13 protein-coding genes are annotated in these 17,018 nt (G+C 45.3%); 6 read left to right on the top strand and 7 right to left on the bottom strand.

Going from position 1 to position 17,018, the window contains the following annotated elements; genetic code table 11:
• Positions 1-135: 135 nt before the first annotated feature.
• Entirely contained in the window at positions 136-927 is a 792-nt protein-coding gene (locus ACVA58_RS09850; RefSeq protein WP_446510270.1) for a helix-turn-helix domain-containing protein, read from the bottom strand.
• Positions 928-1,504: 577 nt separating this feature from the next.
• Between ACVA58_RS09850 and ACVA58_RS09845 the strand changes: the two genes are divergently transcribed.
• The 3 genes from ACVA58_RS09845 to ACVA58_RS09835 all read left to right on the top strand — a co-directional run bounded on the left by ACVA58_RS09845 (position 1,505) and on the right by ACVA58_RS09835 (position 4,316).
• The gene (locus ACVA58_RS09845) at positions 1,505-2,464 is read left to right on the top strand and encodes an AEC family transporter (protein WP_446510269.1); all 960 of its coding nucleotides are present in this window, start codon (positions 1,505-1,507) and stop codon (positions 2,462-2,464) included.
• Between the two features lie 802 nt (positions 2,465-3,266).
• Entirely contained in the window at positions 3,267-3,977 is a 711-nt protein-coding gene (locus ACVA58_RS09840) for a helix-turn-helix transcriptional regulator (RefSeq protein ID WP_446510268.1), read from the top strand.
• Positions 3,978-4,142: 165 nt separating this feature from the next.
• A complete protein-coding gene (locus tag ACVA58_RS09835; RefSeq protein WP_428650356.1) occupies positions 4,143-4,316 on the top strand; it encodes an addiction module component in 174 nt (57 codons plus the stop codon).
• 95 nt (positions 4,317-4,411) lie between these two features.
• Here ACVA58_RS09835 and pdxH read toward each other — a convergent pair whose 3' ends face one another.
• Positions 4,412-5,056: a pyridoxamine 5'-phosphate oxidase gene (gene pdxH / locus ACVA58_RS09830; protein ID WP_446510267.1), complete on the bottom strand. Its 645-nt coding sequence runs from the start codon at positions 5,054-5,056 to the stop codon at positions 4,412-4,414.
• A gap of 170 nt (positions 5,057-5,226) precedes the next feature.
• Here pdxH and ACVA58_RS09825 point away from each other — a divergent pair, with 170 nt between their 5' ends.
• The 3 genes from ACVA58_RS09825 to ACVA58_RS09815 all read left to right on the top strand — a co-directional run bounded on the left by ACVA58_RS09825 (position 5,227) and on the right by ACVA58_RS09815 (position 10,530).
• Positions 5,227-7,053 carry a sensor histidine kinase gene (locus tag ACVA58_RS09825; RefSeq protein ID WP_446510266.1) on the top strand — a complete coding sequence of 609 codons (1,827 nt, stop codon included), beginning with the start codon at positions 5,227-5,229 and terminating at the stop codon, positions 7,051-7,053.
• Positions 7,050-8,354 (top strand): sigma-54-dependent transcriptional regulator, encoded by a 1,305-nt coding sequence (locus ACVA58_RS09820; RefSeq protein WP_446510265.1) that lies wholly within the window; start codon positions 7,050-7,052, stop codon positions 8,352-8,354. The genes ACVA58_RS09825 and ACVA58_RS09820 overlap by 4 nt, the downstream gene beginning before the upstream one ends.
• A gap of 217 nt (positions 8,355-8,571) precedes the next feature.
• Positions 8,572-10,530 carry an EAL domain-containing protein gene (locus ACVA58_RS09815; RefSeq protein ID WP_446510264.1) on the top strand — a complete coding sequence of 653 codons (1,959 nt, stop codon included), beginning with the start codon at positions 8,572-8,574 and terminating at the stop codon, positions 10,528-10,530.
• Between the two features lie 57 nt (positions 10,531-10,587).
• Here ACVA58_RS09815 and ACVA58_RS09810 read toward each other — a convergent pair whose 3' ends face one another.
• The 5 genes from ACVA58_RS09810 to ACVA58_RS09790 form a co-directional block, all read right to left on the bottom strand.
• Entirely contained in the window at positions 10,588-12,240 is a 1,653-nt protein-coding gene (locus ACVA58_RS09810) for a DUF342 domain-containing protein (RefSeq protein WP_446510263.1), read from the bottom strand.
• A 174-nt stretch (positions 12,241-12,414) separates the two neighbouring features.
• A complete protein-coding gene (locus ACVA58_RS09805) occupies positions 12,415-12,819 on the bottom strand; it encodes a hypothetical protein (RefSeq protein WP_446510262.1) in 405 nt (134 codons plus the stop codon).
• A 261-nt stretch (positions 12,820-13,080) separates the two neighbouring features.
• On the bottom strand, positions 13,081-13,824 hold the full coding sequence (locus ACVA58_RS09800) for a PHP domain-containing protein (protein WP_446510261.1): 744 nt from the start codon (positions 13,822-13,824) through the stop codon (positions 13,081-13,083).
• 13 nt (positions 13,825-13,837) lie between these two features.
• Positions 13,838-15,931 carry a tRNA(Met) cytidine acetyltransferase TmcA gene (locus ACVA58_RS09795; RefSeq protein WP_446510260.1) on the bottom strand — a complete coding sequence of 698 codons (2,094 nt, stop codon included), beginning with the start codon at positions 15,929-15,931 and terminating at the stop codon, positions 13,838-13,840.
• 110 nt (positions 15,932-16,041) lie between these two features.
• Complete coding sequence (locus ACVA58_RS09790; protein WP_446510259.1) at positions 16,042-17,016, bottom strand: ParB/RepB/Spo0J family partition protein; 975 nt, start codon at positions 17,014-17,016, stop codon at positions 16,042-16,044.
• Positions 17,017-17,018 lie beyond the last annotated feature (2 nt).

Genomic DNA, 17,018 nt, shown 5'->3' with positions numbered 1-17,018 from the left:
GACGGTGAAGGCGTACAAAGAAGCTACTCATCGGTATGATATGTAGCTTAAAAGGAATATTAAACAGGGAAAGCTGTCAGCCTAGATACGGACTGCTACAAGTTTTCAACAAAAAGACTGGTGTTAATGATCAGGTTAATTTGCAGGATTGTCGCGGCGATAGCGAGCCGGTGGTTTACCGTATAACCGGGTAAAGGCTTGAGTGAAGCTGCTCTGACTAGCAAATCCTGTACTCTGAGCCACTTGAGCAACACTCAGTTTAGATTCTTCAATAAGATCCCTTGCCAGCTCTAAGCGCTTTTTTAATACATACTGGTGAGGCGTGGCACCGGTCTGCTCTTTGAACAGATGATGAAATTGGCTTTCCCCCAAAAAGACCAAGCCAGCCAACTGGGAAACGCTGATTTTTCGAGTCAGGTGCTGGAGGATATATTGATCGATCACATCCATGTTCAGCCGGTAGGTTTGGCGATCAAACTTCAGCGGCTTGAAGTGGCGATGCAACACACACATCAAGGTATCGGTACACGCTCTGCTAAGCAACAGGTCATCAGGATGGGCAGCCATTTCAGCCGTCAGCGCCTGAATGAGATGCTGCGCCTGGCGATCAAGATGGAAATAACTCGAATGATCAAACAGCAGGGAAATATGATCTTGGGTATAAGAAGCCTGATATTGTTCAGTGGCAACATTGAGTACCAAAATTTCATTATTACCGATGCCAGAAAAGGCATGCTCTGAATCTGCCGTGACCAAACACCCCTGCCCGGGGCATACCAGATTACCCGCCCCTTCGATATCAAATTCCGTTTGTCCCGATAAACCAATTACTACCTGATTATAACCATGGTTATGATGATCCATCAGCTCAGGCAATTTGACAATTTCAGAAGGTTTAAATATTGACGTGTTCAGCTTTTCTTTCATGCTAAATAACCGAAGAATATGACGGTGATTCGTAGACAGATAATACCATAATTCCCCCAATAGCTATACCCAGCCCATATCTACCCAGCAATCATGACCGTGTCAATTACCGCCATGAGAGCTATCGGAACTATGATCAAGTGGGGAGTTTTTACGGCCGATGTCATTCTGATGTTCGTTTGTTGATTTTAAAACCAATGCTCAATAAAAGCCAAAAGCACCAATTCATTCCTCCTTTATATAAAAGGGCTTTTTTTCAACCTCTTAACTGATTATGAATAATATTGGCACAGATCTCCCTAAGAGCTGTCGACACTTTGAACAGTCAGGAAAGGCGGCTCTCTTGATCATCGTTCTGGGAAAAAGACCAAGATCAAGATCTCACTTGATCATCGTTCCAGTCGGAACTACATTGACCGTTATTACGCGTCTCTTGATCATCGTTCCGCCTACTTTCAGTAGGTTGCTGCTCTTTGATTGCTGAAAAGAAATAGATCGAAACAATGATCCTTGATCATCGTTCCTATCTCAATGCAAATTGTGTTACAAATAGCGCTCTTAATAGGAATAGGCGATCATGACAGAGCTGCTAGCACAATTACATTACTCATTTTCCATCACAGGCCCCATTTTTCTCATGTTGGGACTTGGGATTTATCTCAAACGCATCGGCATGTTAACGGAAGATTTTATTGAAACCGGCTCCAAGCTGGTTTTCAACCTGACCTTACCGGCAATGCTGTTCTTGAGTGTTTCCCGCTCCAACATATCTGAAATAGGAAACCCTGATTTATTACTCTTTGCACTAACAGCGAATATTCTCACTTATTTACTGTTCGAATTATTGGCAAAGCGAGCAATCAAGCAGAAAAAGGACCGCGGCGTCGTTATACAAGGGGCTTTTCGTGCCAATACCGGCATCATCGGTCTTGCCTATGCCAGTAATGCCTTCGGGGATACCGGTCTTGCTCTTGGCTCGTTATACGTTGCCGTTATCACTGTGGTATACAACATCCTTGCCGTAATCACCTTATCTCGCGCTAATCCAAACTTACCAAAACTCAATGCTAGCTTCTTGATTCGCTCCATTATTAAAAACCCGCTGATTATCAGCATACTTTGCGCGCTACCATTCTCTATTTTTGCAATTCCGCTACCAGAGATAATCACTAAATCCGGTGGGTACTTTGCAGGGATGACTCTCCCACTGGCATTGCTCTGTACCGGCGCAAGTCTGAATTTCAACCAGTTGCGACAAGAACCAACAAATACCCAATTTGCCAGTATAGGCAAGCTCGTGATTGCTCCACTGCTGATTACTCTTGCCGGTATTGGGCTTGGCTTTAGAGAATTGGAGCTCGGGCTTATCTTCTTAATGAGCGCAGCCCCAACAGCTGCTGCAAGCTATGTAATGGCGAGAAATATGGGAGGTAACGCCTATCTTGCCGCAAATATTATTGCCGTAACGACACTAGGATCCATATTCACCAGTAGCTTAGGGATCACTTTGCTTAGAACGTTTAATTTAGTCAATTAAATCTCACGCTAAGGCAACATTATTTACCCTCAAAAATTAAGAGGGTATTACAGTGCTACGAACGGCTAATTACCTTACCTAATTAGCCGTTTTTTTTTTAAAAAAAAGAATATTCCAATCAACAACTGCCTGCTTGAGCAAATAAATATAGTTTTATTTCACATTGTTTCTTTTGAATATAAAACCGAATGATTGCAGGTGCATGCATATCTAGGCAGCCCGACTTTCACGACACATTACGGCTGTTTCTTAACCGAAAAAGCGAGTAAATAAAGGAACAATGTTATTCAAAGCATCTGAATAATCTCTCGTTTCTCCACACATCCGCAAAAAATGCTCTCGCTAACGATTGTGCGTTTTACCCAATAAGCATTTTTATGCTCAATGTTTTATAGCACACCTTAAAAACCAAAACCACATAACAAACCCAGAGTCAATAGGTGATTTCCCCCCTTACTTGCTTATCGCACTATTGTTATAGTTCTTTCCGTCGACAGGGAGACGGTTTTTACCGCTTTCTGTCTACAGTATCCAGCTTTGGATACATGCCAAGCGGGTTTACTTTGGTATACACCCTCATACCAAAGAATATGAATCTGATTGGATACCTCTTCTACACGTCGTACAGGATTGTGCTCTTCGGAGTCTAACTCTTGTCTTTGCCGACCTATTAGGTCGGCTTTTTTTTATCCTTTTTTACAAATGTGTCCAAAAACCCGTCATTCAGATATTGTAACCTCTGTCTATTCAATTAAACTTCACTGTTGCAGCTGCTCTATTCTATTAACTCAGGCCACACGTAGTGAAAAATAAAGTCGATCCCTCTTTACTACATATATTTAATCAGCTCCCAGGGTGTTGGGGATGTAAAGATAAGGATTCAGTCTTCGTTTATGCTAATTCCGAGTACGGAAACATAATTGGTGTTGATCATCATTTAGATTGTATCGGCCGTACCGATTTCGACATGCCAAGCCCAACAGTTGAATGTGCAGAAGCATTCCGGGAACAAGATAATCTTGTGGTGACATCAGGAAAAAGAATGCGGGTACTGGATATCCACCCTTATTCCGATGGCAGCTGGCGTGCACACTTATTCACTAAAACGCCTTGGAAAAATGAAGAAAACGACATCGTCGGAACCATTTTTTCAGGTGTCGAACTCAAGGATACGGCAGTATTAGAAGTTGGTCACTGGATTTGCCGGGCAGCCGGTATAGACCCGAAAGAACAAGCCTCTTTCAATCTTGATCTAAACCACAACGCCATCAACCTTAACACCCGCGAATCTGAAGTTCTCTTTTTGCTTCTATATGGCAAAAAACCACAGTACATGGCCAAGGTGCTCGGTGTTTCGGTTAAAACAGTGGAGAATTATGTCATTCGACTGCGCGAAAAGTTCAATGCCCGTTCGAAGAACGAACTGATCGACATTGCGCTCGATCTCGGCTTTGGCTCGCATATCCCAGAAAGTATGCTCAAACGCCAGCTATCGGTGATCTTGAAAGAATAACCGGATCATTTTTGTAATTTGTAACCGCAAAAGACGCAGACTTAGTTTGCCTTTTTGCAATCCAAAGCCTGTTTCCAGATCAATTTTTGTACTGGGCTGATTACCTATAATTCGCCCAGTTCTTAAATTTATCGGCCTAAGTGCCAACGATATGCTGGAAAGACTATGAAGCAATTTACGATCACCTACGTTGTACATCCGCATTTCAATATCCCTTGCAAATACCAAATCCAAGCGGTGAGTGAAATCGAATCCATCACCAGTGCTGAAAAAGCCCTTAAAGTGCGCCACCCTGAAGGGGTGAGTATCGTCACTAGCCAACAGCAGTTGGCGGCATAAAAAAAGAGCAGCGAATAGCTGCTCTTTTTTTGTTCTTACCAAGAGGTGAAAATCTGAATAAGTCGTTGCTCAAACCTTCATACAGATTGATATCATCATGGTGCCAGACGCTCAATATCCCATGACAGGGATTCGTCTTGCGCCCGGGTATACAAAAAACGGTCGTGCAAACGGTTAGCACCGCCCTGCCAAAATTCAATCGAATTGATTTTGACCCGGTACCCACCCCAAAACGTCGGCACAGGCACATCGCCTTTGGCAAATTTATCTTTTAGCTCGAAAAATTTACTCTCCAACGCTTGTCTAGCCGAAATCCGCTCGCTTTGTTTACTCGCCCATGCAGCAATCTGGCTTTCTTTTGGTCGTGACGAGAAATACTTTAGCACTTCCAATTTGGACAATTTCTCCGCACAGCCGGTAATGTGAACCTGACGCTCAAGGGGGTGCCATGGAAAATGCAGGCTTATTTTGCTGTTGTCAGCCAGGTGCAACGCCTTGCGGCTGCCTAAATTGGTATAAAAGACAAACCCATCTTTATCAAAATGCTTCAATAACACAATACGCTGATAAGGCTGCCCGTGTTCATCAACAGTGGCCACCGTCATCGCAGTGGGATCAGTCAGCTTTGCTTCTATCGCCTGCTCAAGCCAGGTATTGAAAAGTTGTTCTGGCTGCTCCGGCAAATCATGACGACGCAAACCACCCTGCGTATAGTCGCGACGAATATCAGACAATTCCATTGTTATCTCCGCTCATTCTCTGGATGTTTCTTACAACGATGAAATTGTGCGCTTTGTCTGATTGAAACACAAGTAAATTGCCCAACGGTCCAAGTCAGCGCGCGACTATGCAACCAAGCTCGACGTTTCCAACCAATGGATTTGCTACATTGGCAGAAAAAGGCCTCCCTATGTCGAGTAAAAAAAATTTTTTCTGCATTGCCCTGCTAATAGGCTGCGTAGGTACGATGCTCATCAGTTGGATCACTTTGTCGCAAATCCAACGCCACTTAAGCGAAAAGCTCGAGTTAGGTGTCACTCAGCTTGGCACTAAAATTGACACTCAACTCGAGCGTTACAGCCAGTTACCTGAAGTCCTTGCCAGTGATCCGCGGTTACTCCCTCCCCTTAACCCCAACCATAAACTGGTTGCAACTGTTGGCGATCAATACCAAACCGTAAGCGAGTTGCTTGAGCAATGGGCCCAAACCTTAGGTGCAGACACCTTGTACCTCATTGATATGGATGGAACCACGCTCGCTTCCAGTAACTGGCAACAACCAGACTCATTTGTAGGACAAAATTTCAGTTATCGTCCCTATTTCCAACAGGCCGCCATGGGGCACAACGGACAGTACTTTGCGTTGGGTGCACGGTCAGATAAGCGAGGGTATTATTTTTCTGCGCCCGTCACGATAAACCAACAACCTGTCGGTGTACTCACCATCAAGGTGGATCTTTCATTACTGGCCGACATATGGCAGTACGACGATATAGAGTATGCGATAACCGATCGCCTAGGGATCATTTTCTATAGCTCAGAGTCCCAGTGGCTTTATCATTCGCTAACGCCGCTGAGCGAAACCACTAAGCAAAAGATCAAACAGTCACGGCAGTATGGCCATGTTGATATTGCCACGCTTACTCAAGCAGAGAACCTTGCCTCATTAACCCAACAGCCTATCATCCCATTTCACCAATCAAATGCAGCTTCGTCGCAGACCTATATCACAGCGCAGCATGATATGGATAAAGCGGGTTGGTACATCTTCGGCTTTACACCGAAAACAAAAGCATTTGAATATATGGGGCAAGTGCTGCTGTTGTTTATCCTGATCTATACCTTGCTATGTATCGCGGTCCATTCTTGGTGGCAAACCTACCGAGCGAGGATCGAGTTGGCCAACCTCAACAGTCGATTGGAAAAGCGGGTAAGCCAGCGTACCCGACGGTTGCAAGAAACCAACCAGCAGTTAAAAATCACTCTAAGCCAATATGAGCACAGCCAAGCGGAGTTAAAGCAAACCCAGGATGAGCTGTTGCAAGCCGCCAAGCTCGCGATGCTGGGTGAGCTTTCTGCCAGCATCAATCATGAAATAAACCAGCCACTCGCAGCCATTCGGACCTATGCCGAAAACTGCCAGAAGCTATTGGCAAAACAACGATATGATATGGTCAGTGGCAATATTGATGAAATCATCCAGCTTAACCAGCTGATCACTGACATCATTGCCCGATTCAAAGTGTTTGCCCGCAAACGAAATTTTCACCAAGCCTCGCCTCGGACCAATGTCGCAGATTCTATCCGCTCTTCCTTGTCGTTAATGCGTAACGCGCTGATCAAGCACGGGGTCATCATTCGGGCAGAGGACTTTCCAGACAATGTGATCATCAATATCGATGCAGTACAATTTGAACAAGTGTTAATTAACTTGTTGCAAAATAGCCTTCAAGCACTCAAGGATCACTCCGAACCTCAAGTTGGTATCACGCTAGCTGTCCATTCAGACCAGGTCGAATGCCGAATATGGGATAATGGTCCCGGATTAAATCCAGAGCAAAAAGAGCAGGTTTTCTCGCCATTTTACACCACCAAGGAGGACGGCTTAGGGCTTGGAATGACAATTTCAAAACGTATCATCGATGCATACCATGGCACACTCAGCGTCAGTGATCACCATGGCGGAGGTGCTGAATTTACCCTCTGCTTACCATTAGAGAGCGAGAGCAAACCATGAACACCCCTGTTATCTTTATCGATGACGAAAAGTCAATCCGACATGCCCTTGGTCAAACACTCGAGTTAGAGGATTACGACGTTGCTCTTTTTGCCAGCGCCAAATCCGCTCTGGAGCAAATCACCAATCAGTTCCAAGGCGTCATAATTTCCGATATCAACATGCCAGGCATAGATGGTCTCACCTTTCTCAAACAGGCATTAACGTTAGATCCAGAGCTGACCATTATTATGCTCACTGGCCATGGGGATATATCCATAGCCGTTGAAGCTATGCGGCTCGGCGCTTATGACTTTCTAGAAAAACCTTTTTCAACGGACCACTTGCTCGATGTCGTCAAACGGGCAGCCGAGAAACGTGAGCTGGTCCTTGAAAACCGGGAACTGCGCCGTGAGCTTGAAGTACAAAGTGGACCAGGACCACGAATTTTAGGCAATACCCCGTCCATCAAACAGTTGAGGCGGATTTTATCTCACCAGTCTAAGACTCATACGCCACTATTCATCCATGGCCCCAGTGGTTGTGGCAAAGCCCTCGTTGCCCGTTTTGTCCATGACCATGGTTTACAGCCACAACGGCCATTTATCACCATAGATTGCAGCGCAACTGGCGCCGAAACGCAGCTGGCTGAGCTTATCGCTAGTCACACAGAGCAGAGATGTGTTGCAGAGGCTCAAATGTCACCACACTTTGCCACCCTATATCTCAAAAACATCAACCAAACACCTCCGCACATTCAACCTGCGCTGGAAGATTTCATTAAAACGCTAATGACTGGGTGTGAGCCTGTTCGAGTTATTGTCAGCGCCGATACCGACCAACATCAACAAAGCCAAACAGGACTTCTGCACAGTCTATATTTCAAGTTAGATTTCATCACATTAGATCTGCCACCACTTCATAAACGGCGGGACGATATTGGCTTGCTGTTCCATAACTTTCTTCGTACGGACTGCAGCCGATTTGGCATTGAACCACCTCACATCGACTCGCGACTTGAGCAGTGGTTGGCAGAACAAGATTGGCAGGGAAATGTCCGAGAACTGCGACAGTTTGCCGAGCGTTACGCATTATTAGGTGCCAAGGCTATCGGCCCCCAACCTCAACATGGCAGTGAGCAAACACCGGCAGCAACACTGGCGACAAGAGTGGCTGATTTTGAATGTAAGGTGCTTCACGACGCGCTCAATCGTCATCAGGGAAGGCTTAAGGAAGTACAACAAGAACTGGGTCTCGCGCGTAAAACCTTATATGACAAGTTAAGAAAGTATCATATTGATAAAAAAGAATTTAAAGCCTAGTCCCCCCACAGCCGGACCGTAAAGCAGAGCCAAATGAAATCCATGGCTGATTTACACTTTTTTTCGAACTATCTCCAGAAAACAAGATGTTAATCAGCCCTTGCCGTCTAGCATGCTGAAAATTTTGATACCTTAATCAGAGCGCTAGAATTGACAACCTCAGTCGCCTGAACGCTTCCCATCAACCAATTTCTCTTCAAGCTTGCTGAGATACATTATGAACTTATTCCGCTACACTTTTTCTTGGATCGCGAGTACTTTCACCGCCCTGTTGTTGTGTTTTGTCGCTATACATTCTCTGAGTATACGTGGCGAACTCATCAAGGATGCTCAGCAACAACTGCACTCGAGTACTTCATATATTGAACAGCGCTTGGGACTATTGAATATACAAGATAACCCCGCCAAAGCGGACTACCCTATGCTGCTTGAGCAACTCAGCCAAATCACCCCGCAGGTGCAGTCGCACGTACAGGTGCTAGCCTCCAACCATCATTTTTCCTCTCCTGCATTAAGCCAGTCAAGACAGGTTGCTCCACACCCCACTCTTTTTTGGCCGACAATCTCGTTGCAACGTATCTTGTTCGGCAACAGTGAACAAGCAATCCAGTTTACGGCTGTAGTCCCTATCGACACAATCACAACATCCTTTTGGCTGCGATTTTTGCCCGGGGTAGTGATTGGCACTGGCATCTATCTGCTCATCTTGTTGCTTTTGTTTATTTTGCTTAAGCGAAAACTCCAACCACTTACGCAATTAGCACTGCAGTCTTCCACTATTGGTCATAACTCACTTTCATCGGTAACATTAAACAGCATTGAGGCAAGGGCTTGGGTGAAAATGTCCGGGCGTTTTAAAAAACAGCTCGATGACATTTTTCAACAACAAGCAGATGAAGCCAACAAACTGAAAGCCCAAGCCTATCAAGACAAAGTATCAGGCCTTGGTAACCGCCACTACTTTATTAATCAACTCAATGCCTGGCTTGAGAACTCACAGCAAGGTGGTCTGATCTTGCTTAAATCAACCTTACTCGATGAAGTGTATCAACAATATGATTTCGAAAAAGGAGATACCTTCACCCGCAAGTTAGCCGACGAATTCAATGCCAACATCATCCATGCCCAAGTTTATCTTGCTCGGTTGTCCTATGATGAGTTTGCTGTTCTACTGCCCAATATCGCCACACACAAGTTGCTCCAAGTTGCCGAAGCGATGATTGACGTGCATCGACAACAAGAAAAAGCGTACCGAGGTGAAACCACAGACAGCGCATTTCTAGGTTTACTGATGATTGAGCAGGCTAATAGTTCCAGCCACATTCTAGGTCAACTCGATAACATCTTGGCCCAAGCATTACGTAACCCAGCAGAGCCTATACAGTTGGCAGACAACCAGCACCAAGTACCGAGTTTTGGTAAGCAGCAGTGGAAGTCGTTATTACTCGATGCCATCGACAATAACGCAATGAGCTATCAGTACCAACCGGTTGTCAATGAGCATCAACAACCACTCCACTTCGAGGTTTTTTCATCACTTAAAGCTGAACAGTCACGCTACAATGCTAATCAGTTTCTCGGGGCGATTGAAGATGTCGGTGCGGGTGGAGTGCTCGACAAACACGTTATCGCCCACCATGTGAATGTCTTGAATGGTGACCAGAATCGTGGACCATTCGCCATCAACCTCACGACAAACAGCATCACGGATCCTGCGTTCAACCGCTGGCTTGATCAGATGCTATCGCGTAACCAACATCTTTCTCAGCGTTTGCATTTCGAAATACCGGAATCGTGCTTCATTCGAACTCCCGATGCTTGTGGCTTATTATGCTCAGCCATTCGCTTCTATAAATTCCGCTATGGAGTAGACGGCTATGGCCGCTATTTCAAATCACTGTCCTATCTTGATGAATTCCGCCCCGACTATGTGAAAGTTGATTTTTCGTATACCCATCAGCTCAACGATGATTTTAAGAAACAACTACTGTCATCAATATGTAGAACGGCTCACAGTCTCAATATCATGACCATTGCTACCCGGGTAGAAACAGAAACACAGCTTGAGAGGCTCTCTGAATTATTTGTTAGTGGCTTCCAAGGCTTCTTTACTGAACATAAAGTTAAAGAGAAGCGATTACCAACACTGCCGCATCTACATTCAAAAGCTCGGTGAGTAATTTTATAATTTACAGTGTAAATTAGATTTACACTGTAAATTTGAATAACCTGTTTAAAGCGGCGAACACTGAAAAACGTGATCGAAGATATGAAGTTTGGAAGGACCGTGGTCTTGTGTGATAAGCAATTTTTCTTTTTCCAACTGACTTTGAACCCCTGCATAGAGCCGATTAACCGCAGTAATCATTACCCGAGAGCGAAGCTCGTCATACTCATCACGCAGCTGTTGATAGTCAGATTGCAGCAAACCAATCTGTGATTTATGTTGCTCAGCGGCATAGTGAATCCGTTCACTTAATTCGACAGGGCGCTTATGCTCTGGGAGTTTAAGTAACTTAAACTGTGCTTGCTTAATTTTATTGACGTTTTTTAGCTCAACCTGATAGTCATGATGCTTGTCTTGCAGTTGCTGTAATAGGTATCCAAACTTGGTAAAAGCGCATAGCACAGTAGGAACACCAGAAAGCGCACCAATGTTGACCGCACGGATACTATAACCCGCTTCAGTAATTCCACCGCTTAAGCTACCTTGCCGCTTGAACTGATCCATCACAACGACTTCCCCCTCCGCATGAATGACACTATGAAGGACATGTAGGGTAAACATCGCATTCTGGCCGCAGGAAATGTCAGCAAACTGAGCAAACTTACTCGTAACACTACCTTTGGCTTCGATAGAACAACCAAGCTTATTACCTTCGAGCTTACGCCCAATGATCCCCTTAATAATCGATATATCGCCGCCAGCTTTCAATTCAGCCAATTCAACAAAACCAGCGACAGTAATATTCCCCGAGGCTGTTACCTTCATACCTGGTGTTACATCACCGGTGATCAGGATACTCCCATCAAAGTTAATGTGTCCCGTTGCGACATTTACCCCTTTTAGGGTTAGTGCCTCATCAACTTGCATTCCACGTGGTTTAGCAACAGGGATCCCAGATTTCTCAGCCAGTAACAAGTTAGGATCCTGCACACTGATAAGTGTCCCTTCTCCGGGTTGAAACTCTTTGTCCTTACCCGGTTTAGCAGGTAAAGCCTTCCCCTCTACGGTATAGCCCACAACACCTTCCGTCGCAGGAATGCGCCGCATCAATGCCTGACCAGCTTTAACTGTGATCAGTTCGCCCAAATCGCGCATATCTACCTTGCCGTCATCGGTCGCTTGAGGCTTCAAAATACGGTGACTGGCATCATCGACCAATGATTCAAACCGGACATCAACACCGTTTTCGGGTAAGCGACCGAAAGCCACGGGCAAGGTGATCTTTTCACCAGGCAAAAGGTTATGGGCTTTCTGCAAAAGTTGATGAAGTTGAGATTTGCGGATCCCTTTGATGATTCTGTTCTGCTTTAGCGCTTCTAGAATGTCAGGCCCGGTCGTATGAGATCCCCCATAAGGTGCTGTTAAGGTAATAGCAGCACGCATAAAATCAGGATCCGCTTTCACCACAAGGCTTGCGTTACGCCGCTCTGCAATAACAATGGGGTCAGGGTGAGCAGTTTGTGGGTCGATATCATCGCCCTGGCTGGTGACAGCGAGCGCTGAATCTATCGCTTTTTCGAACAAATAGAAATTTTCAGCCCCAACGCTATCAAGTTGCTCGAGTAACAACTCGCGCGTTGGCGCCGTTTGCTGGTCTGCGGTTGCCGCAAATAACACTGATTGTCCATCATCAGAGATACGCAGAAAAAGCTCTGCCATATCAACTCCTTTTTCTGCTATTAGCGAACAATAAAGTAATAGTACTCCTCAATATTACAGTAACAAATCAGTTACCTAGTATTTGTTCAGTCACAAATTTATGTGAAATATATCAATACCTCAAACATAAACAATAGATTGCATATGTATTTTAGCAACAGTAACTAATACAGGTCAGACCAGGGCAATAGAGCGTAACTGGTGATTCGTCAGCCATTGATCTGTAACAAACATATAGCTGCCATTATTCGGGTGCTTTTTATTAACGGAAATTTTATCTTGGCGCAGATAGCCTTCCAGCATGCCTACCGGTTGGAGATAAAGCTGATAGCAGGCCGTCAACGGGAGGGGGATAGATGATTCAAAATAAATCATTTGGCGGGTAATTCTGTTTACAGTCACCTTTACTCCATAATCATGACTGTCGATGGTTTCACCACTACTTAATAGGTGGCCAAACAGACGACCAGCGATACCGCCACGACCAACGGAGTAGCACTTTTCGATATCTGAATCTTGGTAAACAGAGGAATGAGTCATCTCTTTTAGCGCTGGAGGAACATCTTTTATTAAGCTCATGCTGACTCCTTATTATTATATTTTTACCAAACTACCTTAAATATTTTGACTTTGTATACGGCAAAAAGTCCAAGCAAAAAGTTAGCGGGATTCTATAAACGTAGACAACGAGACAAAAAAATACAAATCAAAATCACAAAGCAGCTGTTCATGAAATTTACAGTGTAAATTTGAACAACAAAAAAGGCGGCATGAGCCACCTCTATTTATCAACAACACATATTGAATATCGCTGAGCTGAAATTTACAGTGTAAATTAATTTAGCGAAGTGATTGAAACTCCTCGATTGGAGCATGGCCCCGAGACTGAAGAAATTCAATAAAACGAAATGCACTGGTTGTAGCAATGGAAGATTCGTCGATGTTAACTTTCTCGAACAACGCTAAAGCAGAATCAAACTTTCCAATGTCATAAGCAAAGTGTGCATCAGATCCTGTAGTGAACGTCACACCAACCTCTTTACCAATTTCAGCAATACGTTCACACCTAGGCTGGCTTCCTATCCGAGAACCTGATAACGAAGAGTTATTGATCTCAACCAATACGTTGGCCTCAGCGGCTGCCGCCAAAACACGTTCAAAGTCGAAATCAAAATTAGGGTTGCCTAAATGACCCAGCGCATCAACGCGTCCAGACTGAATAACATTGAGCAGGGCTTCTGTATGTAGCGCCGACGAAGACGGAGCAAAGACAGGCTCATGGAAACTCGCCAGAATCCAATCAAGATGACCTTCCACTTTGGCCGATATATCAATCTCACCGTCAACATTCATAATGTTTGCTTCAACACCCCGCAAGATACCAACCCCGTGAAGAAAACGAGGCAAGATTTTCTGATTGGCAAAATGCCAAAAATGAGGTGCGCCCGGCATTGAGGAAGCATGATCAGTGACGCACAGTAATTGCAGTCCTTTATCTGCAGCCGCAGCCGCATTCTCTAATACCGTGCTATATGCATGCCCACTAGAGACTGTATGGCTATGGGTGTCGACAACAAATTTCATTACTCGCTCCTTGCTAAAGTATTTTTTGAAAGTCTGAACTGACAAAATCACGTAAAGCTTGCTCAGCTTGCTTACGACCCGTCAGCTGGAATTGTTGAACAATGTCTTGCCAAGATTTGCGCTGAATAACTTTTGCCACTGCGAGATGAAACGTAGCAAACTCGCAAGACTGTCCGACATGCATCAAACGGTGATACAAATATTGCTGCAGCGCAGGTAACACTAATTCGTACCCCAAGCCGCCTTGGCTATATATAGAAAGTTGATGTTCAACCCATTCGCTCGGAAGAGCTTGGGGGATTTGTTGAAGCGTTAATGACTCAACCAACAACGGCAGAAACTCATCCGTTGCCATGACGCTAAAAGCTTCACAAGCATTGCTCGTCAAACCTATCGCAAATAATACTCTCGCCTGTACAAACCACTGCTGACTCAACTCACTGATCGGTTGAACACACAGTAGGGAAGGATAACCACTCGAGGCATCTTTTTGTAAACCCAAGCGAACAGGCTGGTATTCTGCTTGCTGCCAAAAATGCAAAAGCTCGGAGACATAGCCAAAACTTGTGCCTAGGAAATCGTAACGTCCCTCAGACCAGACTCTGACAGAAGACAATAATTGCTGACCAATTCCTTGCTGCTGAAATTCGGGGTGAACCGCTATTCTCAGTATACGGCCAGAACGTTGCATTGCAGCTTCAGAAATTCCGAGATGAGCAGCAAGAGATTGGGCAAGTAAATGACCCCGCGGTCTCCTGGTACCAAGTTGGATTTGCTCAGCAAGTTCAGCAGAAAAACCACCTTCATCGACAATCAAACAACACCCCAACACATTGTCACCATTACGGCATACCCAAATATGTAAGCTGTCATCATCGAGTAAACTCACCAAATCGGCAGGCGACGTTTGATAGTGTGCATTGATCAATAAACCGAATAATGAAGAAAGAAGCTGTTTCGAATCTAACAGCTGGACTTTATCAAGGTGCTCGAACTGTGCTGTATTGGGCTCAAGTCCAGATGTGGCCGTCTCGGCATCTAACAGCAAGGCATTGAAGATCCAGTTTTCCAACGGATCATTGTCCGCCCAACGGATCGCTTGCTTTATCTCCAACGAACGCCACTGCGGCATGACCTTATCCAGCTGTTGGCGAAACTTCACGGCAAAACCACGCCCTGTTCCCTCATAACCGTGTACAGTACTGGAAAATACCAAGCGACCAAAGTTACTGAGTAATGCCTGAAGAAGAGGAGCTGGGATAGCCGCAGCTTCATCAACCATCACGAGATCTGCCGATGGCATTTCTGACAACAACACATCCGGGGCGATAAATGCAATCGAACCTTTGCCAAGCTCAAGAAACTTTTGATTGGAAAACGACACCCCGAACTGATCAGCAGCATGGCGAAATACCGTCTGGCAGGCTAAAAAAGACGGGGCCGTTATAACAATCTTAATGTTACGCTCTGCCAGCAAACTGGCTGCAGCAAGCCCCAATGATGCCGACTTGCCCCGTCCACGATCAGCCGTTAAAACCAAAGGGCGTTTTCGGTGACCAGTCACAACCCGACGGACAGCTTCAACAGCACTCGCTTGGCAAGCGGTCAAAGAGCCGAAAGGTAAATTAGATTCTTCATTAACAACACTATCCACTTCCTCCAAATTAGGAGTAGGTAATGTTGGCAAAGACGTGTCAGGTTCCAGTATCACGACTTCGGGTTGCAGCAATAATTGGCTCAAGCGCTTATTAAAATTCGAATCACTATTCTCGAACCACTCCGCAGGCAATAACAACAGCAAGATCCCACCGCCGACCACAGTGCCAGATAAAGCACCGAGAGCTTGTGCATCAAGGCCCTTGTGTCCGTTGAAAGTCAACATCTGACATTCTCTGCCTAACCATAGCCTAGCTTTATTGAAAGGAATGGCATCCATTCCGGCGCTAAGCGGATCCCCGCAAAAAAGCTGATTAGGATACAGAGGTGCAAACGCATCTATAACTTGCGCAGCCCAGTCGGTCCCCCCCTTTGCAACAACGAGGTACCGGATATTACGTGCAGCCGCAATCGAAGAGAGTGAACGGCAGAATTCAAAAAGTTGGGACATGCTATGACTCAATGGCAAACAACAACCCGATAATACCAATATGCCGATGGTGGTGCGAAAAAAAACCACGCTCAATGGCGTGGTTTTAATATAGAAGATCAGCTGGAAACCTATTTCAAATAATCGGCAAGGTAGTTGAGGATTTCATCAGCTTGTCGTTCGGTCAATTTTTTCAGCTTAAGCTGAAGCTTATCGCCATCACGCAAATAACTGATTTTACCCTTCACCAACTCCTGTGGCTTAGGCTTCGCGATCTCGACTTTGGGCTGAAGAGTCTCACCAATCTGCTCAAGTTTACTGGTCACTTCACGGGTAATGCGGGTGATGCCAGCAGCATCGATCGACTTCCACATAGCTTCATCACCGGTAGAAATTTCGGTAACAAATGTCTGTTGCTGATCGTTATTGAGGCCGAAGAACAAGCGGTGAAGCTTAACAATCGTCGGTCGGCCAAGTTCTCCAACACTCGGATATGCCATCAACAATTCCATTGGCAATGATGCGGCCTTCAATGCCCCACTAACCAAGGCTTCGCTACACTGACAATACCTCGCGAGCTCTTTTTGATCGGCAACTTTACCGGTTTCAAGCAGCGCCTGCATTTCCTTACCACGCTCAAACAATGACAGCGGTTTATGCGCATTAGCGACATCAGAAAGGAATTTGGCATGCTCTCCGTTGATCCCCTTACCTACATAGATAAGGAAATCTTTCTCAGCCAAGATGCATGACATGCGGCGACGGCTGCCATCAAGCACCTCAATCCGCCCATCTTCCAACCAGCGACCCACCGCTGGATATTGCTGGCCACGCTCTTTAAGCGTGTTTAGGATATCAGCCAGCGCATGCTCATTAAGGAAAGCTTGTTCACGGGCATTTTCAGCAAATACACGCGTTTTCTCAGCAACTTGGTTGGCTTGGATTTTGATTAATTCAAACGCAACGGTTTCCTCGCCAGCTACGGCCAGTTCAATCACTGATGCTTTGTCACGTGCCGCAGTTTGGGCTTCTGTTGGCGTTGTTGCGCGTCGTTTGTCGGCTTTACCGAACAAGCGCGCATTAAGATCTTTGGTTTTAATCGCCATCC

Source organism: Photobacterium sp. DNB22_13_2 (assembly GCF_052873915.1).
The sequence above is the reverse complement of the archived record's forward strand: the minus strand, read 5'-3'. Positions and strand labels throughout refer to the sequence as shown.